Raw genomic sequence first — 14,568 nt, forward strand, 5'->3', positions numbered from 1 at the left:
GCGGCGGCGATGGCGCGCGATGCACGACCGAGCATACCGACCGGTATGGACGGAGGGGAGTCCCGGCAGGGGGTGAGGTCGGAATTCCGCGATGCGCCGCCCGGCCTCCCGGCAGGGCGACCGCGTCAGTCCAGCACCCGCGCCAGATACGCCCGCAGCATCTCCCGGGCCTCCTCGATGATCCGGTCGTCGCCGCCCGGGGACACCCGGAACGCGAGGTGGACGAGGGTGTCGGCGGTTTCGACGGCGATGAGGAAGGTGCGGCGCAGGTCGTCGTCCGGTTCGCGGCCGAGGTAGCCGGAGAGCAGGTCGGTGAGGCGGTCGGCGACGCGGGTGTTGGGTTCGCCCCGGGTGCCGACGGGGATCTGGTTGCCGAAGTCGACGAGGGAGAAGCCGGGCGCGGTGCGCTTCATGGCGAGGTACTCGTCGAGCACGGCGTCCATCGCCACCCGCCAGCCGCCGTCCGCGGCGTCCCTCAGGCGTTCGGTGACGCGGGCCGTGTAGCGCTCGAGGTTGCGCTGGGCGAGGGCGTCGGCCATCTGGCGCTTGTTGCCGAAGAACCGGTAGACGGAGCCGATGGGGACGCCGGCGCGCTGGGCGACGGCCCGGGTGCTCAGGTCGTCGTAGCCGACCTCGTCGAGGAGGTCGGCGCAGGCGTCGAGGATCCGCGTGAGCCGTTCGGCGCTGCGCCGCTGCACGGGCGCCCGGCGAAGCGTTTCTGGGTGGGGCACGGTCTTCATGATGCCTTTCCGGCTCGGTCCGGGGAACATCGACCCCCAGTACGGAGACGGGTGCCCGGCGCACTCAGCGCCGCGGTGGACGGGGACGGGGTCAGGGCCGCCCCGGTTCCGATGCCGTGATGTCCGCCGTGCTCTGGACGGGGCCGTCCGCCACGGCCCACACCGTGCCGTCGTCGGCGTACAGCCGCACGGTGACCTGGTGCGTGCCGCGCGGGACGAGGCGGGCCGGGAGGCGGTACTCGGGGGTACGCAGCCTGGTGACGAGACGGTCGTCCACGTAGAGGTACGCGAGCCCGCGCCCGGCGACCGCCCGCGCCCCCGCCCCGGCCGGCGAGAAGCGGAACCTGCGGACGGTCAGCCGTACGTCCCAGCTCCCGTCGTCGCCGTCCGGGTCCGGCTGCACCTCTATGCCGACCTCGGGCGCCTCGTCCTCGTCCACCTCGCGGTAGTGCCGCCCCTCGGCGTCGGTGTCGTCGAGGACCTTGCCCACAGGGGAGGGCGATGCCGCGTTCTGCCCCTGGTCCGGGGCGGCACCGGAGTCGCAGCCCGTGGTCGCGGTCAGCAGCAGGACACAGACCGCGAGCGCGGCGAGCGGGGTCCGGGGCCATGACATGCCCGGGAGACTAGAACACCGGTCCGACAGCCGGATCCCCCTGGAGTCTGGTTCACGTCCGGTTCCCGTCGTCCTCGAAGGGGAGGCACCGCCGATCTCTTGCGCTTGCGAAACCGCAATCCTACGGTGAAGCATAGGAATCAGATCCCGAAGGAGCGACCATGACCGATGGGGGCACCTCCCGCGCAAGCGTGTTCGAGCATGGGGGAGCGCGGAAGACCGCGGAAGGGCTGACCTACCTCTCCGGTTTCGGCAACGAGCACAGCTCGGAGGCGGTGCCCGGCGCCCTCCCCGAGGGCCGCAACTCACCCCAGCGCGCTCCGCTGGGCCTCTACGCGGAGCAGCTGAGCGGTACGGCGTTCACCGAGCCGAGGGCCCACAACCGCCGCTCCTGGCTGTACCGCATCCACCCGTCGGCCGCGCACCCGGCGTTCGCGCGCACCGACAACGGCGCGATCCGTACGGCGCCCTTCACCGAGTCCGTACCGGATCCGAACCGACTGCGCTGGAACCCGCTGCCCGAACCGGCCCCCGGCACCGACTTCCTCGCAGGCCTGTGGACCCTGGGCGGCAACGGCGACGCGACCCAGCGCACCGGCATGGCCGTGCACCTGTATCACGCCAACGCGTCCATGGACCGCGTCTTCAGCGACGCCGACGGCGAGCTGCTGATCGTGCCGGAGCGCGGCGGGCTGCTGCTGCACACGGAGTTCGGGCGCCTCCATGTGGAGCCGGCATATGTGGCACTGATCCCACGTGGGGTGCGCTTCCGTGTGGAGCTACTGGATGACTCCGCCCGGGGTTATGTGTGCGAGAACTATGGGGCGCCCTTCCACCTCCCCGACCTCGGCCCGATCGGCGCCAACGGACTCGCCAACGCCCGGGACTTCATGGCTCCGGTGGCCGCGTACGAGGAGGTCGAGGGCCCGGTGGAGGTGGTCAACAAGTTCTGCGGCAACCTCTGGACGGCCCTCTACGACCACACACCTCTCGACGTGGTGGCCTGGCACGGCAACCATGTGCCGTACATCTATGATCTGCGCCGCTTCAATGTGATCGGCACCATCTCCTACGACCACCCCGACCCGTCGATCTTCACGGTGCTGACGTCCCCGTCGGACACGCCCGGCCTCGCGGGCGTCGACTTCGTGGTCTTCGCGCCGCGCTGGCTGGTGGGCGAGGACACCTTCCGGCCGCCGTACTTCCACCGGAACGTGATGAGCGAGTACATGGGCCTGATCGAGGGCGCCTACGACGCGAAGGCGGAGGGCTTCGTACCCGGCGGCGGCTCGCTGCACAACATGATGTCGGCGCACGGCCCGGACCGGGAGACGTTCGACAAGGCCAGCGCGGCCGAGCTGAAACCGCAGAAGATCGACGACGGTCTTGCCTTCATGTTCGAGACCCGCTGGCCGGTGACGCTCACCCCGCAGGCGGCGGGCGCCGAGCACCTGCAACAGCGATACGACGACGTCTGGCAGGGCATGGAGCGCCACTTCCGCGCGGTTTGACGGCCGTTCGCCTCCGGGACGCTCTCAGCCCCTACGGCCCACTCGGTTGCAGTAAAGATTCCCGACCGGTACGGATGGCCCCGTGACCTCCTTCGCTCCGGACTCGATCGTCCTGAACCGCAAACTGCCGCTCTGGTACCAGGTGTCGCAGTCGCTGCGCGCCTCGATACTCGGCCGGCGGCCGCAGGACCCGCTGCGGCTGCCCACCGAGGAGCAGTTGGCGGAGCACTACGGCGTGAGCGTGCTGACCATGCGGCAGGCGCTCAAGGAGTTGGAGGACGAGGGCCTGATCACCCGCCACCGCCGACGGGGCACGTTCATCGAGCCGGACGTCCGCCGGGGCGCCCCGGTGCGGCTGCTCGGCTCGGTCGACGCGATCGTGGCGCAGCAGTCCGGCATGGTGACGGAGCTGCTGGAGCACGGCACGGTGCCCGTGCCCGCCGAAGTCGCCGAGTTCTTCCCGGACGTCGACGAGGTGGCGACGTACCACCGGCTGCGCAGCGACGACAAGACGGGCGAGCCGACCAACCACGCCCGCAACTACGTCCGCCCCGAACTCGCCGCCCGCATCGACCTGGACGACCTCGTCCGCTGGCCGATGACCAAGGTGCTGCGGGACGTCGTCGGGGCGGACATCAGCCGCATCACGGACACGGTCGAGGCGCGCCTCGCCGACCCGGAGACCGCACGGCTGCTCCAAGTCCCGCTGCTGAGCCCGATCCTGCACTACACCGGCGTGACCTACGACGCGGAGGGACGGGTGCTGGACGCGGCGGTCATCCACTACCGGGGCGACCGCTTCTCCTTCACGGTGACGCTGGATGCCCACTGACCCGCGTGACCCCCCGTGCCTGTCGGCGACACGTCGTACGATGCCCAGCGTGACGCACGACGACGCTCCGCCGCTGGCGGACCTCATGCCGTGGTCCGTCGCACCGCCGCGGCTCGGCCGGGGGTGGCCGACGGGCCCCGACGCGGCCTCCCTGAAAGCCCGCTGGGACGCCTTCGTGAAGGCCGAGGGCCCTGATCGGGAGGCCCTGCTGGAGCCGACCCGCTCCCGCACGCTGCACTCGGCCGTGGGACAGCTCCCCGGCCGGACGGCCGGCACGGAGAAGCTGATCCGTGCCTCGGGCCCCTGCCCGGAGCCGGTACGGGTCCTGCACGCCCCCTTCGACGAACAGTGGCTGATCCCCGACCACCGCCTGATCGACGCGGCGCGCCCCGAGCTGTGGCGGGTGGCGGACGAGCACCAGGTCTTCGTCCTGGAGACGCCGGAGTCCGGCCTGCTCGCGACCTCCCTTCTCCCGCTGCTCCGCCCGGGCCGCGTCCGCCCGCTGTACCGCCGCCCCGGAGCCGGAGAACCCAACCTCGCCCCCGGCCTGCTGAGGCACCTGGCCTCGCGGCTGGGCCACTCCCCCGCCCCCGTGGACGTCCTCGCCTGGATCCTGGCCGCCGCACGCCCCGACCTCACCGTCCCCCTCACGGCGGACCCCGAACTCTGGTCGAGCGGCGTCGAGTCGGGCCACCGCCTGCTCTGGCTGATGCGCCGTGACGGCGCCCGCCCCAAGCTCCCGGGAGGCCGCCGCCCCTACGTCCGGGCCCCGCTCCCGGCCCGCCCCCTCACCCTCGACTACGACCGCGACGAGGAGACCCTCCACCTCGACGAGGGCCGTATCTCCCCGGTCCCGCCGGAGGCCTGGGCCTTCGAGGTGGGTGGTGTACGGATCCTGGAGCAGTGGTTCACCGCCCGTGTCACGGAGCCCGAGCCGGGCACGCTGGCCGCGATCCGCCCGGCGACCTGGCCGCAGGCATGGACGTCGGAGCTGCTGGAGCTGATCACGGTGCTGGCGCTGCTGGCCGAACTCCCGTCTTTCCAGCCGGAGTCGACGTCCCCCATCACGGCGACCGAACTCCACGAGGCCGGTGTCCTGCCGGTCCCGGGGCCGGCGCGCAGGCCGGCCTCGGTGCTGGACGGGCACGAGGAGGGGCCCGAGGGGCAACTCGCGCTGCTCTGACGCGCGTCGGGGTCGAAGGCGTCCAGCACCCGTTCGAGCGCCCGCCTGAACACCGCCTCCAGACCGACCGGCTCACCGCCCACGCCCTGGTGGGCCGGGGCGGGTCGCGCACACGGGTTCGCCCGCCCAGTTCCAGTCGACGATCGGCGCGCAGGTCGAGGTCGTCGCGACCGACCCGGACGTGATGGTGAAGGCGGCCGTGCTGGATCAACTCACCGGCGCCGAGCGGTCGTTCGACCAGGAGCGGCGCGCCGTCGCCGCACTCACCCGGGACGCCACGCCCACTCTCCCCGCCTGGTGCGCGAACTCGACGCGGCGGGCGTGCCGTTGCTGGACGCGAGCCTCGGACCACCGACGCTCGACGATGTGTTCCTACAGCTCACCCAGGAAGCACGGGAAGGCCGGGAGAGCCGGGAAACCTCGGCATCCCAGGGTCCTTCCTGGTACCCGGTCTGCTGGTGGCGACCGCGGCCAACGGGCTGATGCCCGGCGTGTTCCAGGCCGCCGGGGACACCCACCGGGGCGTGCTGGACCGCTTCCGGACGCTGCCGGTGGGCCGGGCCGCGGTGCCCCTGGGGCAGGCGGCCGCGGATCTGATCGTCACGGCCGTCGGAACCGTGCCGTTCCTGCTGGTCGGGCTCGGGGCGGGGTGGCGGATCGAGGGGTCCGCCTCCGAAGCCGTGGGCACGGTGGGGGCGTATCCCGGCGCCGGGTCGTCGGCGTGGTGCGCGGTCCTGGTCACGGTGTTCGCGGTGTTCGCGGTGTTCGCGCCGCTCGCCGTACGCCGGTACGCGCGCGGCGAGTGATGAGCACTGCGCGCCGAGGGCCCGTCAACTCCCTTGCGTGACCAACCTCGTGACACACCTGTTATGCAAGGGACGCGGGCCGACGAGCGGGGGGGTGGAGTGGGGAATGTGCCCGCGCCCGGAGAGCCTTTCGTGGCGCCGCTGTCTGCCGTGGGGATGACGGACGGCGACAGCGTGGTACGGCGCCGGTACGGGGTCGATCTGCCGGGCGCGGGCTTTCGAGGTCGTCGAGGGTCGCCGGTGCGGGTCAGCGCCCGCCGAACAGCGAGCGGCGGAGCCGACGCAGCGGGGCGAAGAGCGAGACGCGGCGGACGCGCGCCCCCCGGTCACTGCGCTGCGTGGTGTCACGACTGGTCAGCTCACGCATCAGCGAGGTCGCCTCGGCCGCTTCTCCCTGAGGTACGGCGGGACCCGCCAGCACCGAGAGATGGCGGTCGAGACGCGAACTGGTCGCGCTGCTCCCGCAGGTGATCGCAGGGACCCTCGCCCTGCTGCGCACTGTTATCTGATCCATGTCACTCCCCACCCGTACGAGTCCACCCGGCCCGGGCAGGTTAACCCTATCTCCCCGGTGGGGCACTCGTGTATCGCGGTCACAGGATTCACCTTCCCCATAAGGGTGTTGACAACCCGTCGTTGATTACTCTCCGAATCCAACCGATTTCAGGGCGAGTTGGACAACGGGCTGGCTGGTGGGTTGCGGTGAGCCTCCGTCGGGCTCAACGGTCACAGCCAGTGACGTCGTTTTCTTGTCGAGACCGGAGGCGATCAGGGGCGTGTCGCCGTCGAAGAGCCCCAGGGAGCGTGGTTGCACATCGGGGCGCATCTGCCAGAGCTGGTGAACCCGGCCGCTCGGCAACTCGCCGTATCCGCTCAGAGTGACGATCGCCCGCCCCTCCGATGCGGAGGCGACCACACCGATCGTCCGCCCCTGCGTGTCCGCTCCGGCGGTCGCCCGGGCGTCGGGTGCCGCGAGAACGTTAGCGATCTCACTTGCACGAGCCTGCTGGGCGTCCAGCTGCTCCTGGGTCCTGTTCGCCTGGACGGCGAAGAGGGAGGCGACGACGAGGGCCGCGGCGGCCGTGACCGTGGCGAACGGCACGAGCAAAGGGCGCGTCCTGGGCGCACGGGTGCGCGGCGGCGGCTGGGTGCCCCACACATGGGGCGGCAGCTGAGTGGCACGCGCGTGTGCCGGCTCCCGCCCGCCGGACTCCTGCGCAGTCGTCCGTACGGCGGCCAGGACCCGGTCGCGCATCGCGGCCGGCGGCGGGGCGGCCGTCGACCAGGCGAGCCGGACGGCGTCCTCGGACAGGGCCCGCACCTCGGCGGCACAGCTGTCGCAGGACTTCAGATGCTTCTCGAAGCGGAACCGCTCGGCGGGTTCCAGGGCGTCCAGGGCGTAGGGGGCGGCGAGGGAGTGCAGGTCCCCACGGCCGAGAAGGCGGTCGGCGAGGCTCATGCGACCCCTCCCAGGCACTTGCGCAGCTGGGTGAGGCCGTCGCGCATCCGGGTCTTGACCGTGCCCAGCGGCAGCGAGAGCCGCTCGGCCACCTCACGGTAGGTGTAGCCGTCGTAGTAGGCGAGGGTCACGGACTGGCGTTGCAGCGCGGTGAGCCGGTCGAGGCAGCGGCGTACCCACTCACGTTCCAGTCCGGCCTCGACCTCCTCGGCGACGTGGTCGAAGGCCGGGTGGTTGGCGCGCAGGGCCTCGCGCTGCTCGCGCTCGCCGGCCGCGCGGGCGCTGCGCACCCGGTCGACGGCGCGGCGGTGGGCGAGGGTGAGGACCCACGACAGGGCGCTGCCCCGGCGCGGGTCGAACTTCGCGGCGGACCGCCACAGTTCGAGCAGCACTTCCTGGGCCACCTCCTCGGACTGGGCGGGGTCGCGCAGCACACGCCGGACGAGCCCGTACACCGGCCCGGAGACCAGCCCGTACAGCTCCTCGAACGCCTTCTGATCACCGCCCGCCACGAGCACCAGCAGCTCGTCCGCCTCCAACTCGTCTCCCCCTCCAGCCAGACCGCAGCGCGGCCGTCTCGCCCCGCGAGGCATACGCAACGAACCCACCTCCGGGTGGGGTTACGGATCAGCGGGCCGAAAACGCGGGTCGCCCGCCGATGAAACAACTTTCCATCTCCGCCGTAAGAACGCTTGGGATTCGACCAATCCACCCTGGCGACGGCTCCGAATCGGGTGCGTCAGGCAAGTTGGCACTGAGGACGGACGGCATGACACCTAATTCCAGGAGCGGTGCGGGACGCAGGGGACTCGCGACCCTCGTATGTGGTGCGCTGGCCGCCGGGGGGCTCGCAGCCGCCGGCGTGACCGCGCTGGAACCGGGGGCGGCCTCCGCCTCCAGTCACCGGGAGGCCCCGCTGATCTCGGGGACCCCGCAGTACGACAACACGGACGTGTACGCGTTCGTCAGCCCGGACAAGCCGGACACGACGACGATCATCGGGAACTGGATCCCCTTCGAGGAACCGGCCGGCGGACCGAACTTCTTCACGTTCGCCGAGGACGCCCAGTACGACATCCACATCGACAACAACGGTGACGCGCAGGGCGATCTGCTCTACCGCTTCACCTTCGACACCCACATCAAGAACAAGAAGACCTTCCTGTACAACACCGGTCCGGTCGAGAGCCTGGACGACAAGGACCTCAACATCACGCAGACGTACGACATCGAGCTGATCAAGCTCAAGGACCAGTACCCGGTGTCGAAGACGAACTTCGCCAACGACGTACCGGTGGCCCCGTCGAACGTCGGCAAGGCGTCGATGCCCGACTACGCCAAGCTGCGTGAGCAGGCCGTGCACAAGCTCGCGGGCGACGCGACGTCGTTCGCCGGGCAGGCCGACGACCCGTTCTTCCTCGATCTGCGGGTCTTCGACCTGCTGTACGGCGGAAACCTCTCCGAGGTCGGCAACGACACGCTCAAGGGCTACAACGTCAACTCGATCGCCCTCCAGGTCCCGACGCACATGATCACGGAGTCCTCGGAGCAGCCGATCGTCGGCATCTGGTCGACGACCCAGCGCAAGAACGCCCAGGGCCACTTCGAGCAGGTCTCGCGGCTCGGCAGCCCCCTGGTCAACGAGGTCGTGAACCCCCTCAAGGACAAGGACAAGTTCAACGCGTCCGCGCCCTGGGAAGACGCCCAGTTCCTGAAGAACGTCACCAACCCCGAGCTGCCGAAGCTCATCGAGGCGATCTACAAGATCCCGGCGCCCGACGAGCCGCGCAACGACCTCGTCGACGTCTTCCTCAAGGGCGTGAAGGGCCTCAACCAGCCGCCGAAGGTGACCCCGTCGGAGATGCTGCGCCTGAACACCTCGATCGAACCGGCCGCCGAACCCAAGCGGCTCGGTGTCCTCGACGGCGACAACGCGGGCTTCCCCAACGGCCGCCGCCTCACCGACGACGTGATCGACGCATCGCTCCAGGTCGTCGAGGGTGAACTGCTCGGCGCCAAGAACGACTTGGGCGACGCGGTCGACAAGAACGACAAGGACTTCGAGAAGGCCTTCCCGTACGTCGCCCTGCCCACCGAGGGGTCCCGCGGCCCGCTCGCCAAGGGCACGGACGGCGAGACCGACGTCCGCAGCCAGCTCGGCGACGCCCTCCAGCCGGCGGGCGCCTCCGGCAGCACCGACAACATGGCCCTGATCGCCGGATCGGCGGGCGCGGGCGCGCTGGGCATCCTGCTGATCGGCGGGGCCCTGATGTGGTGGCGCCGGATGCGGGACCGGGCCTACTAGGCCCACGACAGAGCCGGCGCGGCCCGCGAAGTACTCATCCCCCACGGCGCGGGCCGCGCCGCCGCATGCGACGACAGCCGATCGAGGAGAGGGCATGGCCCCGCAGACGAACGACAGCGAACCCCACCAGCCCGTCCGGCGTTTGAGGACGAGGCCGTCCAGGCCGACGGGGGTCCAGGGGGCAGAGTCCCCTGGCGGGGTCGAAGGGGCGGAGCCCCTTCAGGATGGGACGGGTAGGGGCGGCGGGGGCGAGAAAGCCCGCGAGCAGCGCATCGCCGCCGTACGCCGCGTCGCCGCGGCCGCCCGCCGCAGCAGGGCACTCCACCTGGCCGGATGCTCCGCCCTGCTGGCCATGGCCCTCACCGCCGGCTCCATCGCCCTCAGCGCGGCCCGCGACAGCGACAACCAACGCGTCGTCCCCGCCTCCGCCGCCGTCTCCCCCGGTCTCCTCGCAACCGGCGACCTGGACACAGGCATCTCCTCCCTCCAGGCCCACCTCCGCGACCAGCCGAAGGACTTCACCAGCTGGGCCACCCTCGGCCTCGCCTACGTCGAGCAGGCCCGCACCAAGGGCGACCCCTCCCGCTACCCCCAGGCCGAACAGGCCTTCAAGCGATCACTGGAGCTGAGCCCCGACAACGACCAGGCCCTCGCCGGCCGCGCCGCCCTCGCCGCCGCCCGGCACGACTTCGAGGACGCCCTCAAGTACGCCGACCAGGCACTGAAGGTGAACCCCTACAGCGAGCGCGCCCTGTGCACCCGCACCGACGCCCTCGTCGAACTGGGCCGCTACGCCGACGCCGCCAAGGCCGTGAGGACAGCCGACGACCGCCGCCCGGGCATCCCGGTCTTCACGCGTTACGCGTACGTCCAGGAGCTGCGCGGCGACGTACGGACCGCCGAGCGGGTACTGGAGCAGGCCCTCTCCTCCGCCACCACCCCCGGTGACATCACCTACGTCGCCACCCAGCTCGGCCAACTCGCCTGGAACCAGGGCGACCACGACGCCGCCCTCACCCACTACGCCCGTGCCCTCGCCGCCGACGAGAACTACGTCCCCGCCCTGGAGGGCCGCGCCCGCGCGCAGGCCGCGAGCGGTGACCGGGACGGCGCGCTCAAGGGTCTGAAGGACGTCGTCGTCGGCTACCCCCTCCCCGGCCCCCTCGTCGAACTCGGCGAGTTGTACGAGGCCGCCGGCGACAGGGCCAAGGCCGACGACCAGTACGCCCTGGTGAACGCCTGGACGGCCCTCGCCCGCGCCAACGGCGTCAACGCCGACCTCGACACCGCCCTCGCGGCCGCCGACCACGGCGACAAGGCCTCCGCGCTGCGCGCCGCCCGCGCCGAGTGGGACCGCCGGCGGACCGTGCACACCGCGGACGCCCTCGCCTGGGCGCTGCACGTCAACGGCAAGGACGAGGAAGCCCTCCCCTACGCCCGCGAGGCCACGGCCACCGGCTACCGCAACGCCGCGTTCCTCTACCACCGCGGGATCATCGAGCGCGCCACGGGCCATGCCGAGGACGCCCGCGAGCACCTGCGGGCCGCGCTGGAGCTGAACCCGGGCTTCTCCCCGCTGGGCGCCCGTGAAGCCCGTACGGCGCTCAAGGACCTGGAGGCGGCCGAGTGACCCCCCGTCGTCTCTTCGCCTCCGCCGCGGCCGTCCTCACGACGACCTGCGCGCTCGCCCTGTTCCCCGCCGGCTCCGCGAGCGCACACCCCCTCGGCAATTTCACCGTCAACCGCTACGACGGGCTCGTGGCCGCCCCCGGTGAACTACGCGTCCACCATGTGGAGGACCTCGCCGAGATCCCGGCGACCCAGGCCAAGCCGGACATCGAGAAGTCGGGCATGACGGCGTGGGCCCGGCAGCGGTGCGCGGACGCCGCTCGGGGCAGCGAGGTCACCGTGGACGGCCGTACGGTCGAACTGACGCTGAACAGCAGTCACGCGCGCGTGCGGTCCGGTCAGGCGGGGCTCGACACCCTCCGCGTGGAGTGCCGGCTGACGACGCCGCTCCCGGAGGACACCACGGTCGCCCTCGGCTTCCGCGGCGCGGGCGCGGAAGCCGGCCCCGGCTGGCGGGAGATCACGGCGCGCGGGGACCGTATGACACTCGCCGCCTCCGACGTACCGAAGGAGTCGGTCTCCCGCGAACTGACCGGGTACCCCGAGGAGTTGCTGTCCTCCCCGGCCGACACCAAGAGCGCGTCCCTGCGCGTGCGTCCGGGCGGACCCGCCCTCGCCGAGGCGGAACAGGGCACCCCCGCCTCCTCCGTCCTCCCGCGCGGCGCCGACCGCTGGACGCGGGCCCTGGACGGCCTGGTCTCCCGCCAGGACCTCACCATCGGCTTCGCCGCCCTCGCCCTGGTTCTCGCGATCTTCCTCGGCGCGATGCACGCGCTCGCCCCCGGCCACGGCAAGACCCTGATGGCCGCGGTGGCGGCGGCCCGCGGCGGCCGGGCCCGCATGAAGGACGTCCTGCCCCTGGCCGCCTCGGTGACGGTTACGCACACCCTGGGCGTGGTCGCCCTGGGCCTCCTGGTCACGGCCGGTTCGGCGGCGGCTCCCTCGGTGATCACCTGGCTGGGAATCGCGAGCGGTGCCCTGGTGATCGCGGCGGGCGCGACGCTCGTACGACGGGCTTGGCACGTCCGGAAGCACGGACACGGGCACGGACACGGACACGGACATGACCACCCGCACGGGCACGGACACGGACACGGACATGACCACCCGCACGGGCACGGACACGGACACGGACATGACCACCCGCACGGGCACGGGCACGGACATGACCACCCGCACGGGCACGGGCATGCTCACGACCACGAGACCGACCACGCCCCCGAGCGCCAACGGGTCCTGGTCGCCGCGCACGCCCACTCCGCAGCGGAGGCCCCCGCACCCGCGGCCGGTCACGCACAGGACCACGACCACCACCACAGCCACCATCACGAGCACGAGCACGACCACAGTCACGCCCCCGCCCCCGCCGCCAGCCACACCCACGGCTCCCTCACCCACACCCACAACGGCTTCACCCACACCCACTCCACCGCCCCCACCCTCCGCGGCACGATCCTTCTCGGCTTCGCCGGCGGGCTCGTGCCCAGTCCTTCCGCGGTCGTCGTGCTCGTCGGCGCGGCGGCGCTCGGGAAGGCGTGGTTCGGGCTGCTGCTCGTCGTGGCGTACGGCGTCGGGCTCGCGCTCACCCTCACCGCGGCCGGGTTCGCCGTCGTGCGGCTGGGTAGCGGAGTGACGAGGGTGCTGGACCGGCAGCCCCGCTGGATGGCCCACCCCCTGACGGTCTTCGTCCGCAGGACCGCACCTCTGGGATCCGCGGTGCTCGTCGTACTGATCGGGGCCGGATTGGTTCTCCAGGGGGCGTCATCCGCCCTCGGCTGAGCTACTTTTGGGTAGAAATCGTGCGGAGTGGAGATTTCACACGGATGCGATGGGGGGACGCCCGTGTCCGAAGAATCTGGCAGTGAACGTCTGATCGCCGGCCGCTACCGCCTTCTGTCCCCGCTCGGCGAGGGCGGCATGGGCACCGTGTGGCGGGCGCGCGACGAGCTGCTGCATCGCGAGGTCGCCGTCAAGGAGGTGCGTGCGCCGCACGGGTTGGCGGGCGCGGAGGTCGAGCGGATGTACGCCCGGCTGGAGCGCGAGGCGTGGGCGGCGGCGCGGGTAGCCAACCGCAATGTCGTCACGGTGTACGACGTGGCCACGCAGGACGGCCGGCCCTGGATCGTGATGGAGCTGGTCCGCGGTATCTCGTTGGCCGAGCAGTTGGACGCCGAGGGCCCGCTGAGTCCACAGCGTGTCGCGCACATCGGCGCCGAGGTGCTGGCCGCGCTGCGGGCGGCGCACGAGGCCGGGGTGCTGCACCGGGACGTGAAGCCGGCCAACGTGCTGTTGTCGAACGACGGCCGGGTCGTGCTGACCGACTTCGGTATCGCGATGGTCGAGGGCAGCTCCGCGCTGACGATGACCGGCGAGGTCATCGGTTCCCCCGAGTTCCTGGCCCCGGAGCGGGCGCTGGGCCGCACGCCGGGGCCGGAGTCCGACCTGTGGTCCCTGGGGGTGCTCCTGTACGCGGCCGTGGAGGGCAACTCCCCGTTCCGCCAGAACACCCCGCTGAGCACGTTGCGAGCGATCGTCGACGAGGAGCTGCCTCCGCCCCGCCGGGCCGGTCCGCTGGCCCCCGTGATCGAGGGGCTGTTGCGCAAGGACCCGGCCGCGCGGCTGCCGGCCGACCGGGCCGAGCAGGATCTGCGGGTCATCGGGGCGGGCGGCACGCCCCGGGCGGACGCCGTGCAGGCGAGCCCGTACACCCCGACCGTCGCGGCGTTCCCGGCTCCGGCGCAGACCGCCCCGCCGGCGGCGGTTCCCCATCCCGCGCCGACCGGGCCCAGTACCGCGGCCGCCCGCACGACCCCCGTCCGCCCCGACCGCAGCCGCCGCACCGCTCTCACCCTGATCGCGGGCATCGCCATCCTGGCGCTGGCCGTGGCCGGGCTGACGTACGCCCTCCTCAACCGCGGCGACGGCGGGGGCGAGGCGAGCGGTGACGACACGACCAGCCAGACCGGGGGCGGGACCTCACCGAAGGAGACCGAGGACGAGAACACCGGGGGTGGCCAGAGCCCGACACCGAGCCCGAGTCCGAGTCCGAGCGACAGCGACACGCCCTCCTCGGCCCCGCAGTCCGTGAAGGTGACGCTGGTGGGCGCGAACCTGGAGTACTCCGGGTCCTGTCCGCCGGCGAGCGGCGACGCCCCCGCCTTCACGGCGACGTTCACCGTGGGGCGCCTGCCGGCGCAGGTGAGCTATCGCTGGGTGTCGAAGGACGGCGACGTCATGGACCAGGGCTGGAAGACCCTGTCGTTCCCGGAGGGGGGCGGACGGACCAAGCAGGACCGGGCGTTCGTGACGACGTACGACGACAGCGGGACGTTCGAGAACGAGATCAGCGTCGAGGTCCGCGACCCGGTGGAGACGAAGTCCGACTCGGTGCCGTTCTCGGTGACTTGTGTGACGGAGACCCCGACGGGCGGGGTCTCGCCAACGCCTACCGAGTCGCCGAGCGCCTAGGCCGTGTCCGCGACCTGGGACC

At 71.9% G+C, this 14,568-nt stretch carries 12 protein-coding genes and 2 pseudogenes; 9 read left to right on the plus strand and 5 right to left on the minus strand.

The genetic code is table 11. The annotated features are described in order from the left end of the window. Positions 1 to 125: 125 nt before the first annotated feature. A complete protein-coding gene (locus KUM44_RS09885; RefSeq protein WP_217207427.1) occupies positions 126 to 740 on the minus strand; it encodes a TetR/AcrR family transcriptional regulator in 615 nt (204 codons plus the stop codon). Between the two features lie 91 nt (positions 741 to 831). After that, positions 832 to 1,353 carry a hypothetical protein gene (locus KUM44_RS09890; protein ID WP_254389304.1) on the minus strand — a complete coding sequence of 174 codons (522 nt, stop codon included), beginning with the start codon at positions 1,351 to 1,353 and terminating at the stop codon, positions 832 to 834. 161 nt (positions 1,354 to 1,514) lie between these two features. Here KUM44_RS09890 and hmgA point away from each other — a divergent pair, with 161 nt between their 5' ends. The 5 genes and pseudogenes from hmgA to KUM44_RS09910 all read left to right on the plus strand — a co-directional run. Beyond that, a complete protein-coding gene (hmgA, locus tag KUM44_RS09895) occupies positions 1,515 to 2,864 on the plus strand; it encodes a homogentisate 1,2-dioxygenase (RefSeq protein ID WP_217207428.1) in 1,350 nt (449 codons plus the stop codon). Between the two features lie 82 nt (positions 2,865 to 2,946). After that, a complete protein-coding gene (locus KUM44_RS09900) occupies positions 2,947 to 3,696 on the plus strand; it encodes a GntR family transcriptional regulator (RefSeq protein WP_217207429.1) in 750 nt (249 codons plus the stop codon). A 40-nt stretch (positions 3,697 to 3,736) separates the two neighbouring features. Continuing rightward, entirely contained in the window at positions 3,737 to 4,879 is a 1,143-nt protein-coding gene (locus KUM44_RS09905; RefSeq protein ID WP_217207430.1) for a type ISP restriction/modification enzyme, read from the plus strand. A gap of 97 nt (positions 4,880 to 4,976) precedes the next feature. After that, positions 4,977 to 5,362 (plus strand): annotated as a pseudogene (locus tag KUM44_RS45255) (hypothetical protein); the annotation flags it as partial. Beyond that, a pseudogene (locus KUM44_RS09910) lies at positions 5,299 to 5,685 on the plus strand (hypothetical protein); the annotation flags it as partial. The pseudogenes KUM44_RS45255 and KUM44_RS09910, both read left to right, overlap by 64 nt. Positions 5,686 to 5,932: 247 nt before the next feature. Here the strand turns inward: KUM44_RS09910 and KUM44_RS09915 are convergent. The 3 genes from KUM44_RS09915 to KUM44_RS09925 all read right to left on the minus strand — a co-directional run bounded on the left by KUM44_RS09915 (position 5,933) and on the right by KUM44_RS09925 (position 7,683). After that, a complete protein-coding gene (locus tag KUM44_RS09915; protein ID WP_217207431.1) occupies positions 5,933 to 6,199 on the minus strand; it encodes a hypothetical protein in 267 nt (88 codons plus the stop codon). 126 nt (positions 6,200 to 6,325) lie between these two features. Next, a complete protein-coding gene (locus KUM44_RS09920) occupies positions 6,326 to 7,144 on the minus strand; it encodes an anti-sigma factor domain-containing protein (protein ID WP_217207432.1) in 819 nt (272 codons plus the stop codon). Beyond that, positions 7,141 to 7,683: a sigma-70 family RNA polymerase sigma factor gene (locus KUM44_RS09925; protein ID WP_030054282.1), complete on the minus strand. Its 543-nt coding sequence runs from the start codon at positions 7,681 to 7,683 to the stop codon at positions 7,141 to 7,143. Before KUM44_RS09925 ends, KUM44_RS09920 begins: the two co-directional genes overlap by 4 nt. A 230-nt stretch (positions 7,684 to 7,913) precedes the next feature. Here KUM44_RS09925 and KUM44_RS09930 point away from each other — a divergent pair, with 230 nt between their 5' ends. From KUM44_RS09930 to KUM44_RS09945, 4 genes are all read left to right on the plus strand, one after another. Next, on the plus strand, positions 7,914 to 9,449 hold the full coding sequence (locus tag KUM44_RS09930) for a DUF4331 domain-containing protein (protein WP_217207433.1): 1,536 nt from the start codon (positions 7,914 to 7,916) through the stop codon (positions 9,447 to 9,449). A gap of 94 nt (positions 9,450 to 9,543) precedes the next feature. Further along, entirely contained in the window at positions 9,544 to 11,079 is a 1,536-nt protein-coding gene (locus tag KUM44_RS09935; RefSeq protein ID WP_217207434.1) for a lipopolysaccharide assembly protein LapB, read from the plus strand. Then, on the plus strand, positions 11,076 to 12,857 hold the full coding sequence (locus KUM44_RS09940) for a nickel transporter (RefSeq protein WP_217207435.1): 1,782 nt from the start codon (positions 11,076 to 11,078) through the stop codon (positions 12,855 to 12,857). Before KUM44_RS09935 ends, KUM44_RS09940 begins: the two co-directional genes overlap by 4 nt. 63 nt (positions 12,858 to 12,920) lie before the next feature. Then, positions 12,921 to 14,546, plus strand: a complete 1,626-nt coding sequence (locus tag KUM44_RS09945) for a serine/threonine-protein kinase (protein WP_217207436.1) — start codon at positions 12,921 to 12,923, stop codon at positions 14,544 to 14,546. Positions 14,547 to 14,568: the final 22 nt, after the last annotated feature.

Origin of the sequence: Streptomyces sp. AC550_RSS872 (assembly GCF_019049285.1) — a bacterium.
Taxonomy (GTDB): domain Bacteria; phylum Actinomycetota; class Actinomycetes; order Streptomycetales; family Streptomycetaceae; genus Streptomyces.

Excerpts from the sequence above, each read along its gene's own strand:
- KUM44_RS09885 (WP_217207427.1), bottom strand. The coding sequence starts at position 740 with ATGAAGACCGTGCCCCACCCAGAAACGCTTCGCCGGGCGCCCGTGCAG.
- KUM44_RS09890 (WP_254389304.1), bottom strand. The coding sequence starts at position 1,353 with ATGTCATGGCCCCGGACCCCGCTCGCCGCGCTCGCGGTCTGTGTCCTG.
- hmgA (WP_217207428.1), top strand. The coding sequence starts at position 1,515 with ATGACCGATGGGGGCACCTCCCGCGCAAGCGTGTTCGAGCATGGGGGA.
- KUM44_RS09905 (WP_217207430.1), top strand. The coding sequence starts at position 3,737 with ATGCCCAGCGTGACGCACGACGACGCTCCGCCGCTGGCGGACCTCATG.
- KUM44_RS09915 (WP_217207431.1), bottom strand. The coding sequence starts at position 6,199 with ATGGATCAGATAACAGTGCGCAGCAGGGCGAGGGTCCCTGCGATCACC.
- KUM44_RS09920 (WP_217207432.1), bottom strand. The coding sequence starts at position 7,144 with ATGAGCCTCGCCGACCGCCTTCTCGGCCGTGGGGACCTGCACTCCCTC.
- KUM44_RS09930 (WP_217207433.1), top strand. The coding sequence starts at position 7,914 with ATGACACCTAATTCCAGGAGCGGTGCGGGACGCAGGGGACTCGCGACC.
- KUM44_RS09935 (WP_217207434.1), top strand. The coding sequence starts at position 9,544 with ATGGCCCCGCAGACGAACGACAGCGAACCCCACCAGCCCGTCCGGCGT.